This window comes from Kitasatospora sp. NPDC089913, assembly GCF_044748625.1.
Lineage (GTDB): Bacteria > Actinomycetota > Actinomycetes > Streptomycetales > Streptomycetaceae > Kitasatospora.
The window spans coordinates 265,003-290,894 of sequence record NZ_JBIVGI010000003.1; the positions used below are offsets into that span (position 1 = coordinate 265,003).

19 protein-coding genes are annotated in these 25,892 nt (G+C 74.3%); 5 read left to right on the forward strand and 14 right to left on the reverse strand.

Going from position 1 to position 25,892, the window contains the following annotated elements:
• The first annotated feature begins 244 nt into the window (after positions 1–244).
• On the forward strand, positions 245–1,384 hold the full coding sequence (locus tag ACIPYS_RS07690) for a mechanosensitive ion channel family protein (RefSeq protein WP_093863878.1): 1,140 nt from the start codon (positions 245–247) through the stop codon (positions 1,382–1,384).
• Here ACIPYS_RS07690 and ACIPYS_RS07695 read toward each other — a convergent pair.
• Both ACIPYS_RS07695 and ACIPYS_RS07700 read right to left on the reverse strand, forming a co-directional pair.
• Positions 1,381–3,708, reverse strand: a complete 2,328-nt coding sequence (locus tag ACIPYS_RS07695; RefSeq protein ID WP_400744506.1) for an MMPL family transporter — start codon at positions 3,706–3,708, stop codon at positions 1,381–1,383. The two genes, ACIPYS_RS07690 and ACIPYS_RS07695, sit on opposite strands and share 4 nt — an antisense overlap.
• Before the next feature lie 261 nt (positions 3,709–3,969).
• Positions 3,970–5,607: an ABC-F family ATP-binding cassette domain-containing protein gene (locus tag ACIPYS_RS07700; protein WP_400744509.1), complete on the reverse strand. Its 1,638-nt coding sequence runs from the start codon at positions 5,605–5,607 to the stop codon at positions 3,970–3,972.
• Between the two features lie 415 nt (positions 5,608–6,022).
• On the opposite strand from ACIPYS_RS07700, the gene ACIPYS_RS07705 reads away from it, so the two are divergent.
• Positions 6,023–7,285, forward strand: coding sequence for a cytochrome P450 (locus tag ACIPYS_RS07705; protein ID WP_400744512.1), 1,263 nt, complete (start codon positions 6,023–6,025; stop codon positions 7,283–7,285).
• Between the two features lie 107 nt (positions 7,286–7,392).
• Here the strand turns inward: ACIPYS_RS07705 and ACIPYS_RS07710 are convergent, their stop codons facing one another.
• From ACIPYS_RS07710 to ACIPYS_RS07720, 3 genes are all read right to left on the reverse strand, one after another.
• A complete protein-coding gene (locus ACIPYS_RS07710; RefSeq protein WP_400744516.1) occupies positions 7,393–8,157 on the reverse strand; it encodes a glucose 1-dehydrogenase in 765 nt (254 codons plus the stop codon).
• The gene (locus ACIPYS_RS07715) at positions 8,154–8,789 is read right to left on the reverse strand and encodes a TetR family transcriptional regulator (protein WP_400744518.1); all 636 of its coding nucleotides are present in this window, start codon (positions 8,787–8,789) and stop codon (positions 8,154–8,156) included. Before ACIPYS_RS07715 ends, ACIPYS_RS07710 begins: the two co-directional genes overlap by 4 nt.
• A gap of 164 nt (positions 8,790–8,953) precedes the next feature.
• Positions 8,954–10,495, reverse strand: a complete 1,542-nt coding sequence (locus ACIPYS_RS07720) for a TolB family protein (RefSeq protein ID WP_400744521.1) — start codon at positions 10,493–10,495, stop codon at positions 8,954–8,956.
• A gap of 331 nt (positions 10,496–10,826) precedes the next feature.
• On the opposite strand from ACIPYS_RS07720, the gene ACIPYS_RS07725 reads away from it, so the two are divergent.
• Positions 10,827–11,069, forward strand: coding sequence for a WhiB family transcriptional regulator (locus ACIPYS_RS07725; protein WP_231978084.1), 243 nt, complete (start codon positions 10,827–10,829; stop codon positions 11,067–11,069).
• A 75-nt stretch (positions 11,070–11,144) separates the two neighbouring features.
• On the opposite strand, the gene ACIPYS_RS07730 is transcribed toward ACIPYS_RS07725, so the two are convergent.
• Entirely contained in the window at positions 11,145–12,329 is a 1,185-nt protein-coding gene (locus ACIPYS_RS07730) for a hypothetical protein (protein WP_400744525.1), read from the reverse strand.
• A 191-nt stretch (positions 12,330–12,520) separates the two neighbouring features.
• On the opposite strand from ACIPYS_RS07730, the gene ACIPYS_RS07735 reads away from it, so the two are divergent.
• Positions 12,521–13,726 carry an amidohydrolase gene (locus ACIPYS_RS07735; RefSeq protein ID WP_400744528.1) on the forward strand — a complete coding sequence of 402 codons (1,206 nt, stop codon included), beginning with the start codon at positions 12,521–12,523 and terminating at the stop codon, positions 13,724–13,726.
• Positions 13,727–13,795: 69 nt separating this feature from the next.
• Here ACIPYS_RS07735 and ACIPYS_RS07740 read toward each other — a convergent pair whose 3' ends face one another.
• From ACIPYS_RS07740 to ACIPYS_RS07770, 7 genes are all read right to left on the reverse strand, one after another.
• Positions 13,796–14,596, reverse strand: coding sequence for an NAD(P)-dependent oxidoreductase (locus tag ACIPYS_RS07740; RefSeq protein ID WP_093863886.1), 801 nt, complete (start codon positions 14,594–14,596; stop codon positions 13,796–13,798).
• Positions 14,593–15,834: a hypothetical protein gene (locus tag ACIPYS_RS07745; protein ID WP_400744532.1), complete on the reverse strand. Its 1,242-nt coding sequence runs from the start codon at positions 15,832–15,834 to the stop codon at positions 14,593–14,595. The genes ACIPYS_RS07740 and ACIPYS_RS07745 overlap by 4 nt, the downstream gene beginning before the upstream one ends.
• A complete protein-coding gene (locus ACIPYS_RS07750) occupies positions 15,828–17,105 on the reverse strand; it encodes a glucarate dehydratase family protein (protein WP_400744534.1) in 1,278 nt (425 codons plus the stop codon). Before ACIPYS_RS07750 ends, ACIPYS_RS07745 begins: the two co-directional genes overlap by 7 nt.
• The gene (locus tag ACIPYS_RS07755) at positions 17,102–18,106 is read right to left on the reverse strand and encodes a 5-dehydro-4-deoxyglucarate dehydratase (protein WP_400744536.1); all 1,005 of its coding nucleotides are present in this window, start codon (positions 18,104–18,106) and stop codon (positions 17,102–17,104) included. The genes ACIPYS_RS07750 and ACIPYS_RS07755 overlap by 4 nt, the downstream gene beginning before the upstream one ends.
• A gap of 94 nt (positions 18,107–18,200) precedes the next feature.
• Complete coding sequence (locus ACIPYS_RS07760; protein WP_093863889.1) at positions 18,201–19,079, reverse strand: carbohydrate ABC transporter permease; 879 nt, start codon at positions 19,077–19,079, stop codon at positions 18,201–18,203.
• Positions 19,076–20,122, reverse strand: coding sequence for a carbohydrate ABC transporter permease (locus tag ACIPYS_RS07765; RefSeq protein WP_400744540.1), 1,047 nt, complete (start codon positions 20,120–20,122; stop codon positions 19,076–19,078). The genes ACIPYS_RS07760 and ACIPYS_RS07765 overlap by 4 nt, the downstream gene beginning before the upstream one ends.
• On the reverse strand, positions 20,122–21,477 hold the full coding sequence (locus ACIPYS_RS07770; RefSeq protein WP_093863891.1) for a sugar ABC transporter substrate-binding protein: 1,356 nt from the start codon (positions 21,475–21,477) through the stop codon (positions 20,122–20,124). Before ACIPYS_RS07770 ends, ACIPYS_RS07765 begins: the two co-directional genes overlap by 1 nt.
• A 117-nt stretch (positions 21,478–21,594) precedes the next feature.
• Here ACIPYS_RS07770 and ACIPYS_RS07775 point away from each other — a divergent pair, with 117 nt between their 5' ends.
• Positions 21,595–22,374 carry an IclR family transcriptional regulator gene (locus ACIPYS_RS07775; protein WP_173862200.1) on the forward strand — a complete coding sequence of 260 codons (780 nt, stop codon included), beginning with the start codon at positions 21,595–21,597 and terminating at the stop codon, positions 22,372–22,374.
• Between the two features lie 72 nt (positions 22,375–22,446).
• Here the strand turns inward: ACIPYS_RS07775 and ACIPYS_RS07780 are convergent, their stop codons facing one another.
• The gene (locus ACIPYS_RS07780; protein ID WP_400744544.1) at positions 22,447–25,863 is read right to left on the reverse strand and encodes a cellulose binding domain-containing protein; all 3,417 of its coding nucleotides are present in this window, start codon (positions 25,861–25,863) and stop codon (positions 22,447–22,449) included.
• Positions 25,864–25,892: the final 29 nt, after the last annotated feature.

A 25,892-nucleotide genomic window follows, 5' to 3' on the forward strand; every position in this document is an offset into this window, starting at 1 on the left:
GGGGGGGGGGGGGGGGGGGGCGGCCCGGGGGGGGGGGGGCGCCCCCCCGGGGGGGGGGGCCGCCCCCCGGGGGGGGGGGGGGGGGGGGCCCCCCCGCCGGGGCCCCCCCCCCACCGCTCGGGTGCCCCGGTCCGGGGGATCCATGCCACCCGGTCGTCGGGAGGTGTGGCCGGCCCCGGGCGGGAAAGGCGAGGCGGCGGACCGGGCGCGGTGGCCCGGCGGTGGAGCGGACGGAGAGCGGGACATGGGGTGGAGTCCGGTACGACTGCTGGTGGCGGTGCTGGCGGCGGTGCTGCTCGCGTACGGCCTGGACCGGGCCGAGCGGGCGGTGGTGCGGCGGGTGTCGGCCGACGGCGGGGCGACGGGGGTGCCGCGGGTGCTGGCCCGGTGCCGGCGGCCGCTGCTGGCGCTGACGGCGTGCCTGCTCCTGCTCGGAGCGCTGCCGTGGATCGACGCGCCGCCCGCCCTGCGGGACGCGCTGCGGCACCTGGTGGTGATCGTGGCGATCGCCGCCGGCGGCTGGCTCGGGGCCCGGGTGGTGGCGCTGCTGGTGGACGGGACCGTGCGGCTCGCCGTGCACCGCCGCGACCCGGCGTGGGCCGGCCGGGCGCGGACCCAGGCCGATCTGCTGGGCCGGATCTGTCAGGCGGTGGTGGCGCTGGCGACGCTGGGCGCGATCCTGATGACCTTCCCGGCGGTGCGCGGGGTCGGGACGAGTCTGCTCGCCTCCGCGGGTCTGGTCGGCCTGGTGGCGGGCGTGGCGGCGCAGAGCACGCTCGGCAACGTCTTCGCCGGGGTCCAGATGGCGTTCGGGGACCTGGCCCGGATCGGTGACGTGGTCGTGGTGGCGGGCGAGTGGGGGACGGTGGAGGAGATCACGCTGACGGCGGTGGTGATCGCGACCTGGGACCAGCGGCGGATCGTCATGCCGATGTCGTACTTCGTGGGCCGACCGTTCGAGAACTGGTCCCGCCGGACCAGCCGGATCACCGGCACAGCGCTGCTCCACCTCGACCACCGCGCGCCGGTCGGGAAGCTGCGGGAGGAGTTCGACGCGTTCCTGTCCGGGCACCCGCTGTGGGACGGCGAGGGCAGCGCCCTCCAGGTGGTCGACACCACGCCCACCACCATCGTGGTCCGGGCGCTCGCCACCGCCGCGAACGGCGAGAACGCCTTCGAGCTCCGCTGCCAGCTGCGCGAGCACCTGATCGGCTACCTGGTCGAGAACCATCCGCACGCCCTGCCCCGGGTCGCCGTGACCGACGCGGCACCCGGCCCGGTCCCCCCGCGGTGGGGGACCGGGCCGGCGGAGGGGCCTCGGAGGGAGGGGCCTCGGCGGGAGGGCGACCGGCGGGAGGACCGGGGTCCGGGAGCGACGCCCTAGACCGGCTCGTTCTCGCCCTCGGCGTCGATGTGGGGCAGGATCCGGTCCAGGAAGCGGGGCGTCCACCAGGCGGAGGCGCCGAGCAGGGTCATCACCGCCGGGACGAGCAGCAGCCGGACGATGGTGGCGTCCACCAGCACGCTGACCGCCAGGCCGAGGCCCATCATCTTGATCACGATGTTGTCGCTGACGATGAAGGCGGCGAAGACGCTGACCATGATCAGCGCGGCGCAGGAGATCACCCGGGCGGTGATCTCCAGGGCGTGCGCGACGGCGTCCTGGCTGCGGCCGGTGCGCAGCCAGGCCTCGTGCACCCGGGAGAGCAGGAAGATCTCGTAGTCCATGCTCAGCCCGAAGACGATCGCGAACATCATCATCGGCACGTAGCTCTCGATCGGGACCGTGCCGTTCACCCCGAGCGCCGGGCCGCCCCAGCCCCACTGGAAGACCGCCACCAGGACCCCGTACGAGGCGGCGATCGACAGCAGGTTGAGCACGGCGGCCTTGACGGCGACCAGCAGGCCGCGGAAGACGGCGAGGATGATCAGGAAGGCGAGTCCGACCACCACCGCGATGATCAGGACCAGTCGGCTCGACACGATGTCCAGGAAGTCCACCTGGGCGGCGGTGTTGCCGGTGACGTAGGTCTTCGCGCCGGTGCCGGCGACCGAGTCCGGCAGCACGGTGTCCGACAGGCGGTTGACCAGGTCGGTGGTGGCCTGCTCCTGCGGCGACGTGGTGGGGACGACGGTGTTGAACAGGACCACGCCGTCCGGGCTGAGCTGCAGCGGGCCGACGCTCGCCGCGCCGGGCAGGCCGGTGAGGGCCTGCTGCACGGCGCTCTGGACGCCCGGCCGGTTCTCGGCGGGCACGGCGCTCTGGTCGACCACGAGGGTCAGCGGCCCGTTCGATCCGGGACCGAAGGCCTCGGACATCAGGTCGTAGGCGCGCCGGTCGGTGAAGTCGGTGGAGTCGGCGCCGTCCCCGATGTGGCCGAGCTGGATGGAGAACAGCGGGATCGCCAGGATCCCGAGCGCGACCACGCCGGCGATCAGGTACCACCAGGGGCGCCCCTCGACCCGGCGGGCGTAGCGGTGCCAGACGCCGGTCTCGGCGCCGTCCTCCCCGTTGCTCTCGGCGATCGGGCGGCCGACGGTGATCCGGTCCATCCGGCGGCCGATCAGCCCCATCAGCGCCGGCAGCAGGGTCAGCGCGCCGAGGACCGCCGACACCACGGTGACGGCGGCGGCGATCCCGAGTTTGGCCATGAAGGAGATGCCGGACACCGACAGTCCGGACAGCGCGATGATCACGGTGCAGCCCGAGACCAGCACCGCCCGGCCGCTGGTGGCCACGGCCTGTCCGGCCGAGGACACCGGATCCACCCCGTCCATCAGGTTCTGTCGGTGCCGGGTGAGCAGGAAGAGCGCGTAGTCGATGCCGACCCCGATGCCGATCATGGTGGCCAGGGTGGGCGCGACGGTCGCGAAGGTCGACAGCGCCGCGATCAGTCCCAGCGCGCCGAGGCCGACCACGGCCGCGAACAGTGCCGTCACCAGCGGCAGTCCGGCCGCGATCGCGCTGCGGAAGCCGATCAGCAGCACGATGATCGCCACCGCGAAGCCGATCACCTCGCTGAGGCGGTCGTCGGGTTCGGGCTGCGCCAGCTCGCCCAGCGGACCGCCGTACTCGACCTGGACGCCGGCCTCGCGCAGCGGGGCCACCGCCGCGTCCACGCCGTTCAGGTAGTCCGGGTCCAGGAGGGTCGGATTGGTGTCGAAACGGACCGTGATGTAGCCGGTCAGACCGTCCGGGGCCAGCGGCCCGCCGGGCGGGGCGGGCTGCCCGGCCGGCGGCAGCGGGCTCTGCGCGCCCAGCACGTGCGGCAGCTGCGACAGCGAGGCGACCACCTGGGACACCTGCGGGGCGAAGCCGGTCAGGGACTGGGCGTCGTGCAGCACCACCTGGGAGCTGGTGCCGGCGGCGGCCGGGACGTGCGCCTGGAGGACCTGCTGGCCCTGCTGCGCCTGGGAGCCGGGCAGCGAGAAGTCGTCCGAGTAGTCGCCGCCGACCGTCTTGTTCGCCGTCTGGACGGCGGCCAGCGCCACGATCCACAGCACGATGACCAGCACCGAGTGGCGCGCGCACCACTCGCCGAGCCGCCGGAGCCCCGAGCGCCTGGCCGGTGGCGCGGCGGCGGAGGGACCGCGGCGGCCGGACGGCGGTGCGGACCGCGGGTCGGGCCGCGGCCCGGAGTTCGGAACGGACTTCGGCGCGGACCGCGGGTCGGGCGTGGGATCGGACGGCGGGTCGGACGGCGGCATGAACGGCTCCCGGTCTTCGGCGCGGTTGCGCATCGATCCGGAGCAGCGTCCCCGGGCCGCCGCGCCGAGCACGCCGTACTCGCCGGTAGTCGCCCCGCCGGCGGTGTCGCCCGCCGACGTCGGTCGGTGTCCCCGCCCGTCGGCGGTGCAGCCCCGCCCACGCCGGTCGGTCCCCCACGCCGGTCGGTCCCCTGCCGCCCGTCGGCGGTTCCGCCCCCGCCGGGGTCGCCGGGGCCGCGCACGGCGACCCCGGCGGCCGGGTCAGGACGCGGTGGGCACCGCCGCCTCCCGCAGCCCGCCCTCGGACAGGTGCAGTCGGCGGGTCACCCCGATCCGTTCCAGGAACCGCTCGTCGTGGCTGACCACCACGAACGCGCCCCGGTAGGCGGTCAGGGCGCTCTCCAGCCGGCCGACGCTCACCAGGTCGAGGTTGTTCGTCGGCTCGTCCAGGAGCAGCAGGTGCGGCGCGGGGTCCGCGCACAGGACGCACGCCAGCGTGGCGCGCAGCCGCTCGCCGCCGGACAGCAGCCCGACCGGCAGCTGGGCGCCGGGGCCCCGGAAGAGGAACCGGGCCAGGAGGTTCATCCGCTCGGCCTCCGGGCGCTCCGGGGCGAACGCGGCGAAGTTCTCGGCGACGGTGCGGTCCGGATCGAGCAGGTCCAGCCGCTGCGACAGCCGGGCGATCCGGCCCTCGGCCCGCCTGGTCGTGCCGCCGTCCGGGGCCAGGCTCCCGTCGAGCAGCCGCAGCAGGGTGCTCTTGCCCGAGCCGTTGGAGCCGGTCAGCGCGATCCGCTCCGGGCCGCGGACGGTCAGGTCGACGCCGGGCCCGGCGAACAGCTCCCGGTCGCCGAGCCGGACCCGCAGCCGCTCGCCGAGGAACAGGGTGCGTCCGGCGGGCACCTGGGTGTCCGGCAGCTCCACCACGATCCGCTGCTCGTCGCGCAGCGCCCGCTCGGCCTCGTCGAGGCGCGCCCTGGCCTCGCCGACCCGGCCGGCGTGCACCTGGCCGGAACGACCGGCGGACTCCTGGGCGCCGCGCTTCATGGTGCCGGCGAAGATCTTGGGCAGCCCGGCGTTCTTCAGGTTGCGGGCGGCGTTGCTCTGCCGGCGCTCGGCCCGCTCGCGGGCCTGCTGCAGCTCCCGCTTCTCCCGCTTCAGCTCCTGCTCGGCGCTGCGGACCGTGCGCTCCGCGGCCTCCTGTCCGGCCCGGACGGCCTCCTCGTACGCGGTGAAGTTGCCGCCGAAGAAGTGCAGCCCGCCCCGGTCGAGCTCGGCGATCCGGTCCGTCCGGTCGAGCAGTTCGCGGTCGTGGCTGACCAGCAGCAGGCAGCCGTGGAAGTCGTCCAGCGCGTCGTAGAGCCGGTGCCGGGCGTCGCGGTCGAGGTTGTTGGTGGGTTCGTCGAGCAGCAGCACGTCGGGGCGCCGCAGCAGCCGGCCGGCCAGGCCCAGCGAGACGATCTGGCCGCCGCTGAGGGTGCCCAGGTCGCGGTCGAGGGCGAGGTGGCCCAGGCCGAGGCGGTCGAGCCGGTCGCGGGTGCGCTCCTCGATGTCCCAGTCGTCGCCGATGGTGGTGAAGTGGCGTTCGTCGACGTCGCCGGACTCCACCGCGTCGATGGCCCGGACCACGTCGGCGATGCCCAGGACCTCGGCGACGGTGAGCCCGGACGTGAGGGGGAGGGTCTGCGGAAGGTGGGCGAGGAGGCCGTCGACGGTCACCGACCCGGCGGAGGGGCGCAGTTCACCGGCGAGGAGCCGGAGCAGGGTGCTCTTCCCGCTGCCGTTCGGGGCGACCAGGCCGGTGCGGCCGGGGCCGACGGCGAAGGAGAGGTCCTGGAAGACGGGGGTGTCGTCGGGCCAGGAGAAGGACAGGTTGGTGCAGACGACGGAAGCGCCGGACATGGCGGTGACCTCGTGGAGTGACGGGGCGGGGGAGGACACACCCGCCCGGGTGTCGGACAAAGGGGAGAAGGGGACGACAGCCGGGCCGCGGCAGCGGTGCTTCGATGCACCGGCGAGCGGCCTGTCGGCTCCGGGTGATCACCCGGAGATGTCGTCGTCCACCACCATGTCCGGTCTCCTTGAGGACGTGGCCCGGGGAAGGGCCACCGAAAAGATCAACGTTCCCGGCAGGCTAACAGCCGGGGATGCCGGTCGCCACCCGATTTCCGCCGGCGGCGACCCGAAGTATCTGATGAACCGTCACCGTCCGTGCCGCACAGGCCCTCTCGACGTGACCGGGCACGCGACGGCATGCTCGTCCCCGTGCGCGGCCCGCGCGCCGCGCGCCTCCGTCACCCGACCGAAGGAGCCCCCCGTGGAACGACTCGTGCTGGACCCGACCGGTCGAAACCGCGATGCCGAGACCGCCGAGCTGTTCGAGCGCGGGCCGGCGACGCCCGTCGACCTCCTGGGAGTGCGGGCCTGGGCGGTGGCCGACCCGGGGCTGCTGGAGGAACTGCTCAAGGACCCCCGGGTGTCCAAGGACGGCCTCCAGCACTGGCCTGACTTCGCCGAGGTCGTCCCCACCTGGCCGCTGGCGATCTGGGTGGCCGCCCGCAACATGTTCACCGCCCACGGTGCGGAGCACCGGCGGCTGCGCCGGCTGGTCGGCACCGCGTTCTCGGTCCGCCGGATCACCGCCATGACCGGGCAGGTCGAGCAGCTGACCGGCGCCCTGCTGGACGACCTGGCCGCGATGCCTCCCGGCACCCCCGTCGACCTGCGCGAGCACCTCGCCTACCGGCTGCCGATCCAGGTCGTCGCCCGGCTGCTGGGACTCCCCGACGCCCTCACGGACAGCTTCCGCACCACCGTCGACCGGGTCTTCGACACCACCCGCACCACCGAGGAGGCCGTCGCCAACATGACGACCTTCTACGCGATGCTGGACGAGCTGATCGCCACCAAGCGCCGCGAGCCCGCAGACGACATGACCTCGCTGCTGATCGCCGCCCGCGACACCGGCGACGGCGAGGACGGGCCGCAGGGGGAGGGCGGGGCGGCGGTGACCGCCGGCGCCTCGGCGCTGACCGAGGAGGAGCTGCGGGACACCCTGCTGCTGGTCGTCTCGGCCGGCTACGAGACCACCGTCAACCTGATCGACAACGCCATCGCCGCACTGCTCACCCACCCGGAGCAGCTCGCCCTGGTCCGGGCCGGCAAGGTCGGCTGGGGCGACGTGGTCGAGGAGGCGCTGCGCCGCGACGCGCCCGTGGCGCACCTGCCGCTGCGCTTCGCCGTCGAGGACATCGAGCTGCCCGGCGGGGTGGTCCTCCGCAAGGGCGACCCGATCCTGGCCTCCTACGCCGCCGCCGGCCGCCATCCCGTCCGCTACGGCGAGGACGGCGCCGTCTTCGACGTGACCCGGCCGGTCAAGGAGCACCTGGCCTTCGGCCACGGCCCGCACTTCTGCCTCGGCGCCCCGCTGGCCCGGCTGGAGGGGGCGACCGCCCTGCGGATGCTCTTCGAGCGGTTCCCGGACCTCGCCCTCGCCCCCGATGCCGACCTGCGGCCGGTCGAATCGCTGATCTCCAACGGGCACCGCGAACTCCCGGTCCTGCTCGGCGGGGTGCGGTAGACCGGCGGGCGGCCGCGCGTCGCGTCCCCGTTCCAGCAAGGACGGGGACGCGACGCGCGGGAGGCCGGGTCAGTGCGCCCGACGGCGCGGCCGACGGCGCGTCCGGCTCACTGCCCCATGACGTACTTGACGGTCGGCCCGGTGGTCCAGCCGCCGTCCACCGCGAGCTCGGCGCCGGTCACGTAGGAGGCGTCGTCCGACAGCAGGTACACCACGGCGGTGGCGATCTCGGGGGCCTCGCCGACGCGGGCCATCGGGGTGTTGGGGTAGTTGCCCTCACCCTGCTGGATGCCGACGGCCGCCGTCATCGGGGTGTAGGTCATGCCCGGGTGCACCGAGTTGACCCGGATCCGCTCGGTGCCCAGCTCGACCGCGCCGATCTTGCTCAGGCCGCGCACGCCCCACTTGGAGGCGCCGTAGCCGGCGGTCAGGGCGAGGCCCATCAGGCCGGCCGCCGAGGAGATGTTGACGATCGAGCCGCCGCCGGCCGCGCGCATCGCCGGGACGACGGTCTTCATCCCGATGAACACCCCGGTCAGATTGACGTCCAGCACCTTGCGGAAGTACGCGACGCTCTCGTCCGCGAGCAGGGTGCCGGTGGAGATCCCCGCGTTGTTGACCAGGCCGTGCACCGCGCCGAACTCCGCCACCGCGTGGTCCACCACGCGCTGCCAGTCCTCCTCGGAGGTCACGTCGTGCCGTACGAAACGGGCCTGCTCGCCGAGCTCGGCGGCGGTGGCCAGGCCGTCCTCCTCCAGGACGTCGGTGATCACCACATTGGCCCCGGCGGCGACGGCGAGCCGGGCCGCCTCGGCGCCGAGGCCGCGGGCGCCGCCGGTGATGATGACGGTCTTGCCGGTCAGGTCGTTCATGACGTGCTCCTGGAGGGGGTGGGGGCGGAGAGCATGGCGGCGGACACCGTCACCAGGTCGGCGAGGAAGGTCTCCTCGTCCGTCAGCGGGGTGGATCCGGTGAGGTACTGCTGCGCCCGGTCGGCCAGCGCCGCGCCGATCAAGGTGAGGGCGAGGTCGAGCCGCTCCAGCCGGATCGGCTCCGGCAGGCCGGAGATCCGCTGCTCGGCCAGCTCGATCAGCCGCCAGTAGCCGCCGCCCGCGAGGGTGGGGTGCGGGGTCCGGGTGCGGACGCCGCTGCTGTGGCTGATCTGGGCCGAGATCCGCAGGCAGTGCCGGCCCTGCTCGGTGCGCAGCTCGGTGGCCTCGGCGGTCACCAGGGCGTCGAGCAGCCCGGGGAGGTCCTGTTCCGCCAGGGCGGGGAGCCTCGGCGCGAGCGCCCGCTCGGTGCGCTCCTGCCGGGCGGCCATGATCGCGTCCAGCAGCCCTTCGCGGGAGCCGAAGTGGTACTGCACGGCGGACGGGTTGCTCTGTCCGGCCAGCCGGACGATGTCCTTGGTGAGCGAAGCCTCGACGCCCCGGGTGGCGAAGAGTTCCTCCGCCGCCCGGATCAGCCTCTCGCGGGTCTCGTGGCCCGCCGACGTCCTTGCCATGGGACCAAGATTAATACTGGGCATTATTAATCGCAAAGCAGGGTCGTCCGTCCCGGTCGGGCCGTGCGGCCGGGGACCGGGGCGTCCCTCGCGCTGTCCCCGACGGCGAGCGGGCCCGCCCGGCCGGTGCGGCCGGACGGACCCGCGAGGTCCCGTTCCCTCGGTCAGCCGTTGTCGTCCTCGCCCTGGTCGTCGCCGCCGCCCCGGTGGTGCCCGACGGAGGCCGCGAAGGCCTGGGAGTCCTCGGCCGCCGGAGCGCCGGGGCCGGTCACCAGGTTGCGGCTGGTCGAGCCGAACACCACCGTGCGGCCCGCGGCGTCCACGAAGGGGGCGTTCGACGCACCGTTGCCGAGCGAGCCGTCGGCGGCCGTGGAGACCCGCTCGGTCCGGCCGGTGCGCAGGTCCTGGCGGTAGATGTCCCACTCCGCGTGCTGCGGGCCGGCCACCAGGTTGTCGGCGGCGGACTCGAAGTAGAGCCAGCGGTTGTCGGCGGTGATCGAGCCGTGGTCCGAGGAGCCGACCGAGCTGGTGCCCGGCAGGCCGCCGCTGACCTTGGTCACGGTGCCCGTCCGCAGGTCCCGGACGTGGAGCACCGTGTGGTAGCGGTGACCGTTGGTCGAGCCGCCGGGCTCGGGCAGGGTGTAGATCGCGCGCCGCCCGTCGGGGCTGATCGTCGCCTCGAAGCTGGAGGCGCCCACCGTGCCGTCGGTGCCCGTGCTGGCGGCGGTGAGACGCCGGCCGGGCACATCGTAGACGTAGTAGGTGGCGGCGGTCGGGTGGGCGGCGAGCGAGGCCGCGGCCCCCTGTGGAACGATCCGGCGCGCGGCCTCGGCGGCGCCCGGGGTCGTCTCCACGTCCTCGGGGGCGGGCGGCTGGTCCTGCGGCAGCAGCTCGGAGAGCGAGGAGAATCCGATGGTGCGGCCGTCGGCACTGATCGTCGGGTGCACCGACAGGCTCTCGCCCGGCTTGCCGTTGAGGTCCCGGGAGATCAGCCGGGTGGTGTGGGTGCGCCGGTCGGTGAGGTAGACGTTGTACTTCCAGGTGTACGGCCGGGCCAAGGAGGGCCCGGCTCCGGCCGTCGGCGGCTCGGTGTCCACCACCGTCGGGTCCAGGTCGGTCCGGGAGGACACGAACGCCACGAACCGGCCGTCCGCGCTGATCGAGGGCGCGTACGAGGAGTGGTACTGGTCGGTGTCGGTCCTGGCCGCGCTGCCGCTGATCAGTTCCGTGCGTCCGGTCCAGCGGTCGCGCAGGTACACCTCGGTGCGCCCGGTCACCCTCGGGTCGGCCGTCACGCCCTCGGAGTCGCTCTCGAAGGCGACGTAACGGCCGTTGGCGTTGATCGCCACGTAGTCGGTGAAGCCGGTCAGCGGCTCGTCGGAGTCGGAGAGGTTGACCCGCTCCGTGCGCCCGTTGCGCAGGTCCGTCACATAGGCGTCGCGCCCGCCCTTGCTGGGCTGCCCCACCAGGTTCGTGCCCCAGGAGGTGAACAGGGCGAAGCGGCCGTCGGCGCTGACGCCCTGGCCGAACGACTGCCCGTCGGGCGCGGTGCCGTTCACCCCGGTGCTGATCTGGACGGTGCCGTGCGCCACCGGCCGGGCCGTGGCCTGGGCCGGAGCGGCGGTGGCGGCGATCACGGCGGCCGCGGCCAGCGCACCGCCGCCCGCGAGCCACCGGTTGCGGGTCGTCCGGGTGGTACGTGTCATCGAGTTTCCCCTCGGATCGCCCGGCCGGGCTCCCTCCCGGTGGCGGGCTTCCCGGCAAAGCCAAGCCCCCACGGTGTCCGGTCGTCAACGATCGAGGGGGAAGGGGAGCGGAAGATACGTCAACTGACTGATAACACAACGTAATGACCCGATCCTGGCACGGTCGGACGCCCCTCGACGGCCGGACCGTCGCGCCGCCCTGACGTCCTCGGCTGTCCCCCGCCCCGCGCGGGCCCCGGGGGAACGCCCTCCCGCCGCCGCCCGGCGGCCGATGTCACAATCACCGCCGCTGCGCAGTCATAGAGGGGAGACCGGGAGAACGGAGTACACCGTGCGGGAGACGAACTGGCGGGCGTCGGCCGGGTGCCGGGGTTCGGACCCCGAACTCTTCTTCCCCATCGGGAGCGGCACCAGCTTCGCGACACTCGCGCAGAGCGACGAGGCGAAGGCCGTGTGCGGCCGCTGTCCGGTGGCGCGGGAGTGCCTGGAGTGGGCGCTGAACGTCGCCGTGGAGGGAGTCTGGGGCGGGACGACGGAGACGGAGCGCCGTGCGATCCGCCGGCGCCGGGCGTGACGCGGGCGGCGCCCTCCGGCCGGTTCTCCGCCCGTCTTTCCGGTCGGTTCTCCGGTCGGTTCTCCGGACGTGGGCTCAGGGGCGGTCCGGGAGGACGGCGACGGCGAGGGGCAGGTGGCCGACGGGGAGGCGGGAGGTGCGGCCGGTGGCGGTGTCGACCACGGTGAGCCCGTCCCGGCCGCCCTCGCGGGTGAAGCCGCCGGACACGTAGGCGGTGCGGGCGTCGGGCGACAGGGTGACGGTCTCGTGCGGGCCGTCGAGGGGGACGAGGCGCTCGCGGCCGTCGGGGGTCCGGACGGTGAGGGACGGTCCGGCGTCGGTGGCGGGGTCGATCGGGCCGGTGCCGACGACGTAGAGGGTGCCGTCGGGGGCGGCGGTGACGCCGTGCTGATGGGTGTTCGCGGTCATCGGCTCGACGTCGACCCGGCCGGTGGACGGGTCCACGACGGCGAGCCGCTCGCCCTCGAAGGGGAGCAGCAGCGCGCCGTCGGACGGGCGGACGGCGGCGTAGTGCGGCTTGAGCCAGGAGCCGAGCCCGCCCTCGGTGCCGTAGGGCGCGACCTCGATCCGGCGGGTGGCCCAGGTGGCCGTGTCGACGGTGGTGACGTCGAAGGAGTCGTGGTCGGTGACGTAGACCCGGCGGCCGTCCGCGGAGACGTCCACGTCGAAGGGCCGGCGGCCGACCGCGACCACCTGGACGACCGTCCGGGTCGCGGTGTCGACGACCTCCAGGGTGCCGTTGCCGCCCGGCACGTTGACGCCGACGTAGGCGCGGGAGCCGTCCGAGGAGAGGGCGATGCCCATGCCGCCGCCCCGGTACTCGCCGGTGGTGACCGGCCCGGTGCGGGTGGTGTGGGGGACCAGGGCGGTCCGCGTGCGGGCGCGGGTGTCGACGACGGCGACGCCCTCGGCGGTGGCGACCCAGGCGGTGCCGTCGGGCGCGACGGCGAGGCCGTACGGGGCGGTGCCGACCCGGACGGAGCCGAGGTCGGCGGCGCGGCCCGGGCGGGAGGGGTCGACGAAGGTGACGGTGTCGGCGCCGAAGTCGGTGACGAGCAGGGTGGGGGAGGGGGCGACGGAGCCGGCGGCCGGCGTGGGCGTGGCTGCTGTGGGTGCTGTGGATGACGCGGTGGGGGCGGACGGCGGCGTGGCCGTCGGCTCCGGGGTGCTGCAGGCGGAGAGCAGGACGGCGGTCAACGCGGTCAGCGCGGTCAGCGCGGTCGGGGCAGCGGTGCGGGTGCGTGCGGCGCGGGTGGTCACGGATCCTCCTCGGGCTGGGCCGCCCCCAGCCTCCGTCCTCGGGCCCCCGCGGGGAATCGGCTGCCCGGCCCGTCCGGGGGCGACGGCCGGTGGACCGCGGTGTCGTCCGATCGGTCGATCCCCCGCGCGGGAATCGGCGGGACACTGGGGGTTTCCCGTGCTCAACGCCCCCGTACCGAGAGGCAGACCACATGGCCGCCCCCGCCGTCACCGTGTTCCGCGACGTCCGCCCGTACGGCGCCGGACGGGCCGTCGACCTGGTCGCCGTCGACGGCCTGCTGGTCGACCGGCTGCCGGAGGGCGCCGAGCCGGAGGTGGTCGACGGCGCGGGCCGGATCGCGCTGCCCACCCTGGTGGACGCCCACATCCACCCGGACAAGAGCGCCTGGGGCGAGCCCTGGTACAGCCGCCGCCCGGCCGGTTCGCTGCCCGAGTACGTGGACGGCGACGTCGACCTGTACCGCCGTCAGTCCACCCCGCTCGCCGAGCGCGCCCACCGGCTGCTCGCCCACGCCGTGGCCTGCGGCACCCGTGCCGTCCGGGCGCACGTGGACGTCGCGCCGGCCTTCGGCCTGGCCGGGGTGACCGGTCTGGCCGAGGTGCGGGAGCGGTTGGCCGGTGCGCTGGACCTCCAGCTGGTCGCCTTCCCGCAGCACGGCGTCCGCCGCACCCCCGGGGCGGGGACGCTGCTGGCCGAGGCCGCGGCGGGCGGGCTGATCGACGCGGTCGGCGGCATCGACCCGGCCGGCTTCGACGGCGGTCCGGACGGCGAGGGCCCGGCCCAGCTCGACCTGGTCTTCGGCCTGGCCGAGCGGTACGGGCTGCGGCTGGACGTCCATCTGCACGACCGGGGCGACCGGGGGCTTGCCCCGCTGCGCGACATCGCCGCGCGGACCAGGGCCGCCGGTCTGGCCGGCCGGGTCGTGGTCAGCCACGCCTTCTGCGTGCCGGAGCTGGGCGGCGAGCAGCTCGACGAGCTCGCCGAGCTGCTCGCCGAGTCCGGCGTCGGCCTCACCACCGTCGCGCCCTCGGCGCACCAGGTGCTGCCGTTCCGTGAACTCCGGGCGCACGGCGTGCGGGTGGGCCTCGGTTCGGACGGGGTGCGGGACTCCTGGAGCCCGTACGGCAACGCGGACATGCTGCACCGGGCCCACCTGCTCGGCTGGACGACCGACGCCCGCACGGACGAGGAGCTGGCCGGGTGCTTCGCGCTGGCCGCCGACGGCGGTGCCGAGCTGCTCGACCTGCCGAGGGCGACCCTGGAGCCGGGGTCGCCGGCGGACTTCATGCTGGTGTCCGGCGAGTGCCTCCCGCAGGTCGTCGTGGACCTTCCGCCGCGCGAGCTGGTGGTCCGGGCCGGGCGGGTGGTCGCCCGGGACGGCCGCTACCTGGGCTGAGGGAGGGCCGCCGTCCGGGCCGGGGCGGAGGGAGGCCGCCGCCCGGGCAGCGGCCTCCGCCTCGGCACCTCACCCGGCGCTGTGCGGGGGCTCCGCGGTGGTGAAGTGACCGCCGATCAGCCGGGCGTCGACATGGCCGGGGTCCAGCTCGCCGTGTTCGGCCAGCACCGCCTCGGCGAACCGCTCGGCGTCGTCCCGCGGGCGGTAGCCGAGGGCGCGTGCGGACGAGAGGTCCCACCAGGCCCGGGTGTTGGCGCTGATGCCGTTGACCACGGTGTGGCCGGTGCCCGGGGCGGTGAGCGCCGCGTGCACCAGGCGCGCGCAGTCGTCGGGGCTGAGCCAGGTGGCGAGCATCCGCACGGACCGGGGGCGGGCGAAGCACGAGCCGATCCGCAGCGAGACCGTCCGGACGCCGTACTTGTCGGCGTACAGGGCGGCCAGGTTCTCCCCGAAGGCCTTGGACAGGCCGTAGTAGGTGTCGGGGCGGGGCGGGACGTCGGAACCGATCGGGACGGCGCCGGTCAGCGGATGGAAGCCGACGGCGTGGTTGCTGCTCGCCAGCACCACCCGGCGCACCCCCTCCCGGCGCACGGCCTCGTACAGGTGGTAGGTGCCGCGGATGTTGGCGTCGAGGATCGCCTCGAAGCCGTCCTCGACGGAGATCCCGCCGAGGTGCACCACGGCGTCGGCACCGCGCACGGCGGCCCGGACGGCCTCCGCATCGCCCAGGTCGAAGCGGAGCGCGTCGGGGTCGCCGGGAACCGGCAGCCGGTCGGCGCAGACCAGCCGGTGGCCCAGGGCGGGCAGGCGCTCGCGCAGGAAGGTGCCGACGCCGCCCGCGGCGCCGGTGAGCAGAACGGTCCCGGTCATGGTGCTCCGATCTCGGCGACGGGTGCGGTGCTGGGTGCGGCGACGGGTGCGGCGACGGGTGCGGCAGGCGCGGAGGGTCCGGCCGCGGGCGCGGCGGGTCCGGCGGCGCGGAACTCGGCCGCCAGGACGGCCGCCAGCGGCAGCCGGTCGGCGGGCAGCAGGCCCAGGTGGTAGAGGCTGAGCCGGCTCGCCCCGGCCGCCCGCAGCCGGCGGACATGGCCGGGCAGCAGGCCCGGATCGGTCGGCGCCAGCAGCGTGACGTACGCGTCCACCACCGGATGGCGCAGCGCGGTACGGCGTACCAGTTCGGCACTCTCCGGACCGGTCGGCCAGCAGGGCACCAGCACGGCGTCCACCTCCCCGGCCGCCGCGGCGGTGAGTCCGGGCGACGGGCCGGTGGCCCACGGGTCGGGGTGGGCGTGCAGGGTGACCGGCACCCCGGGCACGGCGTCGCGTACGGCGGCGACGGCCCGGCCGCGCAGCGCGTCGGTGGCCGCGTGCCGTACGGCGAGCACCACCTCGTCGACCTCGGCGGGCGGAGCGGCGCCGGTCCCCGCCGACCGGCGGAGCTGCCCGACGACGAGGTCCGGGTCCGTCCCGGCCGACCGCCACCCCGCACGGCAGCCCTCGCAGCAGCACACCGACAGGGCCCGCAGGGCCGTCGGTCCGTAGGCGCCGTCGGTCTTCTCGTGGCACCCCGCGTGCACCGCGCCGAGCTGGCCGGCGGACTCCAGCGACACACCGCGCACGGCACCGGCGGGCAGGTCGTGCAGGGCCTCGGCGGCCAGGGTCGCGCAGTGGTCGCGGACCTCGGCACGGGAGGGGCAGAGCGCGTACGGGTAGGGCTCGCCGAAGCAGTTCACCACGGCGAGGTCGGGATGGAGCCGGCCGAGCCGGCTGTTGTGGGCGAGCACGATCCAGGCGGTGACGGGCAGTCCGGCCCCGGCGAGCGCGGTCACGGCCGCGCGGCCCGGATCCTCCCCGGGCAGCCAGTCGGCGCCCCGGGGCACCAGCCGGTGGCCCGCCCAGGCCGGGGAACGCACCGGCCGGTGGAGCGCGCCGTGGTGGGCGTCGACGAACCGCCGCCGGGGGTGGTGCGGGGTGGCGGCACGGGTCGAGTGGTAGCTGAGCGCCAGGGTGACGGCGTCGGCGCCGGTGGCCCGGGCCCGGTCGGCGAAGCCGGGGTCGCCGAGGACGTCCCAGGGGTAGGCGTGGACGGAGACGTGCGGGTTCACCATCGGGGACGCCTCTTCCGGTAGCCGGGTTCGAACCGGGCCCGGTACGCGGTGTCGTCGCGCTCCCGGACGCCGCACCGCAGGTAGTTCTCGTGCAGCCGGGCGAGCGCGTCCGGATCCAGCCGGACCCCGAGGCCGGGCCGGTCGGGCACCCGCACCGCCCCGCCGGCGATCCGCAGCGGCTCGGCGACCACGTCCACCCCGCCCTGCCAGGGGGTGTGGGTGTCGGCGGCGTAGGTGAGCTCCGGCAGGGCGGCGCCGAGCTGGGTCATCGCGGCGAGACTGATCCCGAGATGGCTGTTGGAGTGCATCGAGACCCCGACACCCCAGGTGCGGCAGACGGCGGCGAGTTCGGCCGAGCGGCGCAGCCCGCCCCAGTAGTGGTGGTCGGCCAGGACGACCCCGACGGCCCGGGCGCCGAACCCGGGCGGGAGGTCCTCCGGGGCGACCACGCACATGTTGGTGGCGAGCGGCATGGGGACCCGGCGCGCCACCTCGGCCATGCCGGCGATGCCGGGTGTCGGATCCTCCAGGTACTCCAGCAGGCCCTCGGTCCGCTCGCCCACCCGGACGGAGGTCTCCACCGTCCAGGCGGAGTTGGGGTCCAGCCGCAGCGGGTGGTCGGGGAAGGCGGCGCGCAGTTCGCGGATCGCCTCGACCTCCTCCTCCGGCGGCAGCACCCCGCCCTTGAGCTTGAGCGAGCGGAACCCGTACTGCTCGACCAGCTGACCGGCCTGCTCGACGATCCCGCCCGCGTCCAGCGCCTCCGGGAACGGGTCGCCGTCCCGGTCCGGGAGCGGCCCGGGCTGCGCCGGGTGCGCGGCCCAGCGGTAGAAGAGGTAACCCGCGTAGGGGACTTCGTCCCGGACCCGGCCGCCGAGCAGATCGGCGACGGGCCGGCCGGTCAGCTGCCCCTGGAGGTCCAGGCAGGCGGTCTCGAACGGGCCGAGCACCTTCAGGGTGGTCCGTGTCGGGCTGGAACCGCCGGTCAGACCGTGCCGGTCGGGCGCGTCGGCGGCGCCGAGCACCCCGGCGATCCGGCGGAGCAGGCCGTTGGTGTCGAACGGGTCGAGACCGGTGACGGCGGGCGCGGCACGGCGCAGCAGGGCCAGGTGCGGTGCGTCGCCGTAGGTCTCGCCCAGGCCCACGAGGCCGTCCTCTCCGCGGAGTTCGACGATCGCGCGCAGCGCCCACGGCTGGTGGACGCCGGCCGAGTTGAGCAGCGGGGGATCCGGGAACGCGACGGGGGTGACGACCACCTCGCGGATCCTCATCGGGCGGCCCCGTCCACGGCGGGGGCCCCGCTGAGGGCGGCGGCCCCGTCCACGGCGGCGGCCCCGTCCACGGCAGCCGCCTCGTTCAGGGTGGCGAGCGCGGCCCGGCCGCGGGCGAGGATCCCGGCCAGCTGCTCCACGTGTTCGGGGGCGGCGTCGACCAAGGGGGGCCGGACCGGCCCCAGGTCGAGGCCGCCGAGCCGGGCACCGGCCTTCACCAGGGCCACGGCGTAGCCCGGGACCAGGTCGCGCAGCGCGACGAAGGGCAGGTAGAACTCCGCGAGCAGGGTGCGGACGGCGTGCTCGTCGCCGCGCTCGACGGCACGGTGGAAGGCGAGGGCGAGGTCGGGTGCGAAGCACAGGACGGCGGAGGAGTAGCTGTCGACGCCGATCGCCCGGTAGGCCTGGACGGTGAGTTCGGCGGTGGGCAGCCCGTTGAGGAAGCCGAAGGCGGCGGCCCTCGGGTGGCCGCTGGTGCGGACGGCGGTGACCAGGCGGAGCATCGCGTCGACGTCGCCGAGGCCGTCCTTGACGCCGGTGACGGTGGGGATGTCGAGCAGGGCGACGGCGGCGGCCGGGTCGAGCACGGCGTTGGCCCGCTGGTAGACGACCAGGGGCAGGGCGGTGGCCTCGGCGACGTAGCGGACGTGCCGGACGAGGCCGCCGGGGGTCCCGGCGACCAGGTACGGAGGGAGCAGCAGTAGACCGTCGGCCCCGGAGGCGGCCGCGGCGAGAGCGAACTCGCGGGCCAGCCGGGGGCCGCCGCCGCAGCCCGCCACGACGGGGACGCGGCCGTCGACGACCCGGACGGCCGTGGCGACCACGTCCCGGTACTCCTCGGGGCCGAGGGCGGTGAACTCGCCCGTGCCGCAGGCGACGAACAGGGCGGCCGGGGCGGCGGCGAGCTGCCGTTCCAGGTGTTCGGCGTAGGCGGCGAGGTCGATCTTGTCGTCCGGGGTGAACGGGGTGAGCGGGAAGGAGAGCAGGCCGTGCAGGCGCATGGGGATTCCTGTCTGACGGTCCGATGACCGGATCAAGTGGAGAGGCGGAGGGGTGAGGGAGGAGTGGGACGGTGAGGGGCGTCGGGGCGCGCGCTCAGCCCTTGACCGCGCCGGAGGTGAGGCCGCGCATGAACTGCCGCTGCATGGCGAGGAAGGCGAGCACGCTGGGCAGCAGGGCGAGCAGGGCGGAGGCCAGCAGTACCCCGATGCCGACCTCCTCGTCGGAGCGCAGGGTGCGCAGCGCCAGCGGCAGGGTGAACTGCCGGGCGTCGGTGGCGACCAGCATCGGCAGCAGGTACTGGTCCCAGATCATGGTGAAGCCGAAGATGCCGATCACCCCCAGCGCGGGGCGGCACAGCGGCAGGACGACGGACCAGAAGATCCGCAGGTCGCCGGCGCCGTCGAGGCGGGCGGCCTCCTCCAGCTCGACCGGGATCTCCTTCATGAACTCCGCCGTGACCAGGATGGAGAACGCCCACGCCCCGACCGGGAGGATCATCCCGGCGAGGGTGCCGATGAGGTCGAGGTCCGAGAGCACCATCGAGAGCGGGAGGGCGAGGATCTCCTCCGGCAGCATCATCGTCCCGAGGATCAGCAGCAGGACCAGCCGCGCGCCCGGGAAGCGACGGCGGGCGATCGCGTAGGCGGCGCTGACGCTGACCGCGATCTGGAGCAGCAGCCCGCCACCGACCACGACCAGCGAGTTGGCGAGGTAGCGCAGTACGTCGCGGTCGAACGCGGCCCGGAAGTTCTCCAGCGTCGGGTGGGTGGGCAGCAGGGTGAGCGCGGTCGGGTCGGTGACCTCGGAGAAGGAGCTGGCCAGCAGGGCGAGCAGCGGCCCGGCGAAGACCAGCACGAGCAGCGCGTACAGCGCGGTGCGGGCGAGGACGGCGAGCGCTCCGCGACGGGCGGTGAGGCCGAGGGCGGTGTCGGTGGTGGAGACGGCGGACGTGGTGGTGGTCGGTTTCTTCATCGGCCCGCCCTCCCGGCGCTGTGCCGCTCGCCGCGCGGATCGCCGCGTCGTGCCCGCAGGGCCAGGGTGAGTACGACGGTGGCACCGAGCAGCACCATGGAGCCGGCCGCGGCCACCCCCAACTCGTTGCGTTCCAGGCCGAGTTTGTACACGAGTGTCATCAGGACCTCGGTGGATCCGTTCGGGCCGCCGTTGGTGAGCAGGAAGATCTCGGTGAAGACCCGCAGCCCCCGGATGGCGGCCAGGGTGAGCAGGACGGCGAAGGCCGGCCGAAGGGCGGGCAGGGTGACGTGCCACAGGCGGCGCAGGGTGCCGGCCCCGTCGACGGCGGAGGCTTCGTACAAGGTGCGGTCGACGCCGGCCAGGGCCGCCAGGAAGATCATCATGTCGTAGGGCGCGCCCCGCCACACCCCGACGCCCATCACCGACCAGAGCGCGGAGTCGGGGCCGTTGAGGAACTGGGAGGGGCCGAGGCCGAGCCAGCCGAGCAGGGTGTTCACGGCGCCGCCCGCCGCCGGGTGGTACAGGATCCGCCAGACCTCGGCGACCACCGCCATCGCGGTGACCACCGGCAGGAAGACCGCCGTCCGGACGATCCACAGGTGGCGGGCGGTGCCCTCCAGCACCAGGGCCAGCCCCAGCCCCAGGGCCAGCGAGCCGCCGGTCTGGCCGGCGGCCAGCAGGACGGTGTGCCAGATCGCCTGGAGGAAGGCGTCGTCGGTGACGACCTGGTGGTAGTTGGCGCCGCCCACCCACCGGTCGCCCAGGTACGGGCGGACCTCGTGGAAGCTCATCTCCAGGGCCCGGGCCATCGGCAGGAACTTGAACAGGCCGAACAGCAGCAGCGCGGGGGCGAGGAACAGCCAGGGGGTGAGGCCGCCGGTCAGCCGGTGCCGCCACGGCCGCGGGCGGGCCCGTCCGGCGGGCGCCGGGGACCGGCCCGCCGGCCCGCGCCCGGCCGCTGGTGCGGCGGCCGGTGCGGCGCCGTCGCCGGGCACCGCCGTCGGTCCGGCCGGTCCGGCGGTGACGTCGGCGGCCGCCATCAGGAGCCGGCTCCCTGCTTCTCGAGCTCGGTGGCGAAGGTGCCGGCGAGCTTGCCCAGCGTGGCCTTCGGGTCGGCCGCGCAGTCGGCGGCGAGCGAGTTGAGGGCCTCGGCGGACGCCTGCCGGAACGGCGTCCACTCCGGCACGGCGGGCACGTAGCGGCCGGCCTCGCGGTACGCCTTGTCGAAGACCTGCCAGCGCCGGTCGGTGCGCACCGACGCCAGGTCGACGTCCTGGTTGACCGGCAGCCGGACCACGTTGCCGTCGGTGTCGCCGGCCATGCCGGTCTTCTGGCCCTCGGTGCCGATCAGGTACTCGGCGTACTTCCGCTGGCCGGCGGTGTTGTGCGAACCGGCCATCAGATAGATGTTCTCGCCCTCGGCGAGCACGGCGGACCGGCCGCCCGGGGCCGGGCCGGCCGGGAGTGCGACGATCTCGTACTTGTCCTGGCCGAGGCTCTTGTCGAAGCGGGCCAGGTTGTAGGGGCCGGTGAAGTAGATGCCGCCCTTGCCGGTCTCGAACAGCGGGTGTGCCTGGGTGGTCTCTGTGGTGACGGCGCCCGGGGCGACGTTCTTGTCCGTGCAGAACTGCTTCTGCAGCCACTGGGCCGCCGCGAGCGAGCCCGGGCTGTCGACGGCGGGCTTCAGGCTCCCGGGGGATCCGGTGAAGTAGTCGCCGCCGTCGGCCCAGAGGAAGCTGGAGAAGTACCAGTCCAGGTAGCCGCGCTTGGTGCTGCCGGGGACGACGTAGCCGTAGGTGTCGGCCTTGCCGTTGCCGTCCGGGTCGCGGGTGGTGAACGCCGTCGCGAGGGCGTCGAGCTGGTCCCAGGTGGTGGGGACGGGCAGGCCCAGCTTCTCGCGCCAGTCGCGGCGGACGAACAGCGCGAAGGTCTGGGCCGAGAACGGGACGCCGTAGTACTTGCCGTCGGCCCCCTTGGCGGCGTCCCAGGCGGCGGGGACCAGACGGTCGCCGCCGGCCAGCGCGGCGCGGTCGACGGTCCGCACCAGTCCCTGCTTCACCAGGGTGCCGAGCTGCGCGGTGTCGTTCACGATCAGGTCCGGCAACTTCTTCTGGGCGGCGGCCTGCTGGAGCTTGGTCTCGAAGTCGTCGAAGAGCGCCGTGACGCGGGTGGGCACGCCGGTGGCGGCGGTGAACGCCGCGGCGAGGCTCTGGTGGGTCTTCTCGGTGTTGGAGCCGGGGGGCTTGCGGACCCAGATCTCCAACGGGGACTTGTCGTCGGAGGCTCCGGTGGTTCCGGAGCTGCCGGAGCCTCCGGAACCGCAGCCGGCGACGGTGGCCAGGACGAGAGCGGAGGCCGTGAGGGCCGTCCGGAGGCGTGCGAGTCTGCTGAGCATCGGATTCCCGTCTACATATATGGACAGAATCTCTGGATATGGCAGCACTTCAAGGAGAAGTTAACGTCCGGTACCATGACCGTCAACACTGCTGAACCACCCAACCGGACGGTGGACATGACCCCAGCCCAGTCGGACGTCGCGACGGTGAAGTCGGCCGAGCGCACGGTACGGATCCTGGAGGCACTGGCGGCCTCCCCGACCCGGCTGACCCTCGCGGAGCTGCAGGAACGGCTCGGTTATCCGCGGAGCAGCCTGCACGCCCTGGTCCGCACCCTGCGCGAGGTCAAGTGGGTGGAGGCCGACGAGGGCGGCTCCGCGTTCGGCGTCGGACCGCACGCGCTGCTGGCGGGCACCGCCTACCTCGACCGCGACCCGGCCCTGCCGTACGCGCTCGACGCCCTGGAGGACCTGCGGGCCGAGATCGGCTACACGGTGCACTTCGCCCGGCGTGACGAGGCGTACGTGCTCTACCTGGCGAGCCGGGAGTCGCGCGACAGCATCCGGGTGATCTCCCGGGTGGGCCGTCGGCTGCCGGCGCACATCACGGCTCTCGGGCAGGCCCTGCTGGCCGAGTTGACCACCGAGGAGGTGGACGCCGTGCTGCCCCGCACCCTGGAGACCTTCACCGAGGAGACCATCACCGACCGGGTGGAGCTGCACGCCGAACTCGCCGAGGTCCGGGACCGGGGCTGGGCCCTGGAGTCGGAACAGGGCACCGTGGGCATCGCCTGCATCTCTGCCCCCGTCCCGTACCGGATCCCCGCCACCGATGCGATCAGCTGCTCGATGCCGGCCGAACTCGCCTCGTCCTTGGAGGTGGACCGGGTGGCGAGGGCGGTGGTGGCGCACACCACCGCCCTCGCCACCACCCTCCGGCGGCACGGGATCAGATGATCCGGCGGGAGGCCCGACGATCGCCGGCCCGCGGGCGGAGGGGGTGTCCCGGCCGCGGCCGGGACACCCGGATCAGGGTGTGACGGCCACGTTCGTCAGCCCGGAGACGGCCCCGGTCACGGTGTTGGAGGCGTACACCGTGTTCGGCCGGCCGGTGCAGGCCGAGGGCGAGGTGATCCTGATCGCGTAGGCCCCGACCCCGCCCAGGTCGGAGGTGTTGCCCCGCCAGACGTTGCCGCAGCCGTTGGGGAACGACGGCGAGGTGGACGGGTTGTGGGTCTCGTACCCGTTGGCGAAGGTCCCCGGCGCGGCGAAGGAGCCCCGGTTGTTCTCGATCAGATAGCCGGTGCCCTTGACGTCGACCCAGGAGTCCGCCGAGTTCTCGCCCGAGACGCCCCGTCCGTCGAAGGTGTTGCCGCGGACGGTCCCGTCAGAGGTGCCCTCCTTGATGTCGATCGCCTCGGCCGCGACGTACGGGCCGATCCGGTTGTTCTCCACCAGCACCCGGTCGGAGCGGTCCACCCCGCCGGTGTTGCCGTGGCAGGCCCAGTTCGAGGAGGCGGAGCCCAGGTAGACGCCCTCGCCGTAGCCGGGCTGGACCAGACCGGTGTACTCGATCACCGAGTTGCGGATCACCCCGTCCGCCGAGGAGCGGCGGAAGTGCACACCCTCCTCGTCGGTGTGGTGGACGTACACGCCGTCCAGCACCACGTGCGGGGAGTTGTCCAGGACGACCCCCTTCTTGGAGTCCTTCACGGTGAAGCCGGTGAGGTTCCAGTACGGCGCGGCGGAGAGCCAGAGGCCGTAACCGGAGTCCCAGCCGGTGGTGGGCTCCGGGCAGGCCGGTGCGTCCCCGACGGGACCGTCGTTGACCAGGACGGCGGTGCGGGGGCCGGTCAGGGTGATGGGCGCGGACGCCGTCCCGGCCCGCCGGGCCAGGAAGGCGCCGTGGTACTCACCCGGTGCCAGGCGGATCGTCTGCCCCGGCGAGGCCGCCGCGAGGGCGGCGGTCAGCTGGGCGGCGGTCGCGACGTTCACGACCGGGCCGGACGGACCGGTGGGCGTGGCCGTGGGGGTGGCGGTCGGTGTGGCGGTGGGAGTGGGTGTCGGAGTGGATGTCGGGGTCGCGGTGGGCGTCGGCGTCGGTGTCACGGGCCCCGAACCGCCGTTGCAGGGGGCTCCGTTGACCGTGCAGCCGGACGGCAGGCCGGGCCCGCCGGCGTTGAAGCCGAAGCTCTCCTCCTGACCGGGGGCGATGTCCCCGTTGTAGGAGACGTTGGTGAAGGTGTGACGCTGCCCGGCCTGGGTCCGGGTGGAGGACCAGCTGCTGGTGACCGTCGTCCCGGCCGGCAGGTCGAACGCGACGGACCAACCGTGCGTGGTGGTCGCGCAGTTGTTCTTGACGTAGACGTTCATGCCGTACCCGCCGGCCCAGACGGAGGTCTGCGCCGTCCGTGCCGTGAGGCAGCCGCCCGGCGTGCCGGTCGGCGACGCGGTGGGGGAGGCCGTCGGCGACGGGTCGGTACCGCCGGTGGACTTGAGGAACAGCGAGGCCGCCGCGTCCGTCCGGGTGGCGTCCACCCCGTGGCCGCCGGTGTAGTCCAGCTGCTCCCGTCCGGCCCAGTCGGGGATCGCCGTGCCGCCCTGGTCGAGGGCCTTGAAGGCGCTGCCGCTCCAGCCGAACTGGTAGATCCGGTGCCGGTCGGGGTAGTAGGCCGTGTACCCGGCGCCCGCCGTCGTCTGCTTGGACATGGCGTTGTTGAAGAAGACGTTCCGCGGGCCGGTCGAGCCGGACCACTTGACGGCCTTCTTGCCGGCACCCCACCAGATCGGGAACCAGGTGGACGCGTCGGGCCCGCCGCCGCCCTCCTCGCCGCAGTTGGAGGCGCAGTTGCCGGAGCGGTGCTCGTACGGCACCGTCACGGTGTTGAGTTCGATCAGGTTGTTGCGCTCCCAGCCGCCGTGCAGATTGACGTCGGAGTCGAAGTCGTTGCCGATCGCGACGTTGCCGGAGGAGGACCACTGGAAGGTGAAGTGGCGCAGGTTGCGCGAGGTGTTGCCCGCGTAGAGCGAGTCCCAGACCCGGGAGCCGCGGAAGTAGCCGTTGCCGCCCTTGCCCTTGTTCCAGGAACCGTCCAGCTGGTTGCCGACGATCTGCAGGTGGTACGCCTCCTCCGTGACGATCGGGTGGGAGCCCGTCATCTCGGTGCGGATGCCCTTCACCCAGGAGTCCGCCGCCCACTTGAAGACGATGCCGTGGATCTCGTCGGCCGGTGACATGTTGCCGTAGTCGTGCACGGCCGCCGCCCGGTCGAGACCGGGCATGTCCTGGGTCAGCGAGAAGCCCTCGAAGCCCACGCCGACCACCGGGTCGACCAGCGGCGCGGCCTTGGAGTCGTACACGGCGCCGTCGATCGGGGCGGATCCGTCCGACACCGAGGTCACCGGGACGTCGTACTCCAGCGGCTTGTCCAGGGTGATGGTCCGACCGGCTGTGTCCACCGCCTTGACGGTGAAGATCTGCTGGCGCATGTGCATGTTGAGCAGCGGGCCGTCGGCCGGCCGGATGTCCTGCTGGGCGTAGAACTTCAGCGAGTTGGCGGCCCGGACGTTGACCAGGCCGCCGACCTTGAGGTCGGTCAGCGCGCCGGACGGGGCGAGCGGGACGACGGTGTCGCCGGTCCGGGCGGCGAAGCCCGGGTCTCCCGCCTTCTCGCGCAGCTTGACCCCGGCCTTCCAGTGCACGTTCACCGTGCCCTCGAAGATGTCCTTGCGGTTCGCCGGTGCCGCCGCGTAGTCCGCGGCGTAGGCGGGGTTCACCGCGCGGGACTGGACCCGGAAGACGCCGCGGCCGGGCCAGATCCAGCCGCCCTTGCCGGCGCCGGAGGTCATCGCGTCCTCGTCCCAGTCGGAGCCGTCCGGGGTGAGGGTGTCGTAGCGGGTGTCGGCGTTCGGGCGGAACACGATCCGGGTGCCGCCGGCGCCGCTGCCCGCGCCGCGCAGGATCAGGTAGTCGGCGTCGACGCCGATCTGCCGGGACAGGTCGAGGGTGCCGGCCGGGAGGGTGATCAGCGAGAGCTTGCCGTAGCCCGCGCCCGGGGAGCAGCTGCCGCGGACGTAGTCGATCGCGGACTGCAGCCCGGCCGAGTCGTCCGCGCCGTCGTCGGGCTTGACGTTGTACTTCGAGGCGAGCTGGGCGGGGGTGATCCGGCAGGCGGTGTCGGTGGTGGTCTCGGAGGCGCCGGGCAGGTCGGCGCCGCCGCGGTAACCGGCTTTCGACCAGTCGTAGAGCCCGGTGACGGGGGCCCGCCGATTGGCCCTGGACAGGTCGAGCGCGGTGAGCGCCGCGTCGGCCGGGGCCTGCGGCCCGGCCTGGGCCCCGCCGGGAGCGCCGGTCGGCGGGGCCGCGCCGGCGGCGACGGCGATGACGCCGGACGCCAGCAGCAGAGCCGTCGCACTGGTCAGTGCGACGAACGATCGCGTGGACAAGGGACCTCCAGAAAAAGGTGGGGGTGAGG

Coding starts and splice junctions, on each gene's coding strand:
- ACIPYS_RS07690 (WP_093863878.1), top strand. CDS start 245: ATGGGGTGGAGTCCGGTACGACTGCTGGTGGCGGTGCTGGCGGCGGTG.
- ACIPYS_RS07695 (WP_400744506.1), bottom strand. CDS start 3,708: ATGCCGCCGTCCGACCCGCCGTCCGATCCCACGCCCGACCCGCGGTCC.
- ACIPYS_RS07700 (WP_400744509.1), bottom strand. CDS start 5,607: ATGTCCGGCGCTTCCGTCGTCTGCACCAACCTGTCCTTCTCCTGGCCC.
- ACIPYS_RS07710 (WP_400744516.1), bottom strand. CDS start 8,157: ATGAACGACCTGACCGGCAAGACCGTCATCATCACCGGCGGCGCCCGC.
- ACIPYS_RS07715 (WP_400744518.1), bottom strand. CDS start 8,789: ATGGCAAGGACGTCGGCGGGCCACGAGACCCGCGAGAGGCTGATCCGG.
- ACIPYS_RS07720 (WP_400744521.1), bottom strand. CDS start 10,495: ATGACACGTACCACCCGGACGACCCGCAACCGGTGGCTCGCGGGCGGC.
- ACIPYS_RS07735 (WP_400744528.1), top strand. CDS start 12,521: ATGGCCGCCCCCGCCGTCACCGTGTTCCGCGACGTCCGCCCGTACGGC.
- ACIPYS_RS07740 (WP_093863886.1), bottom strand. CDS start 14,596: ATGACCGGGACCGTTCTGCTCACCGGCGCCGCGGGCGGCGTCGGCACC.
- ACIPYS_RS07745 (WP_400744532.1), bottom strand. CDS start 15,834: ATGGTGAACCCGCACGTCTCCGTCCACGCCTACCCCTGGGACGTCCTC.
- ACIPYS_RS07750 (WP_400744534.1), bottom strand. CDS start 17,105: ATGAGGATCCGCGAGGTGGTCGTCACCCCCGTCGCGTTCCCGGATCCC.
- ACIPYS_RS07755 (WP_400744536.1), bottom strand. CDS start 18,106: ATGCGCCTGCACGGCCTGCTCTCCTTCCCGCTCACCCCGTTCACCCCG.
- ACIPYS_RS07760 (WP_093863889.1), bottom strand. CDS start 19,079: ATGAAGAAACCGACCACCACCACGTCCGCCGTCTCCACCACCGACACC.
- ACIPYS_RS07765 (WP_400744540.1), bottom strand. CDS start 20,122: ATGGCGGCCGCCGACGTCACCGCCGGACCGGCCGGACCGACGGCGGTG.
- ACIPYS_RS07770 (WP_093863891.1), bottom strand. CDS start 21,477: ATGCTCAGCAGACTCGCACGCCTCCGGACGGCCCTCACGGCCTCCGCT.
- ACIPYS_RS07775 (WP_173862200.1), top strand. CDS start 21,595: ATGACCCCAGCCCAGTCGGACGTCGCGACGGTGAAGTCGGCCGAGCGC.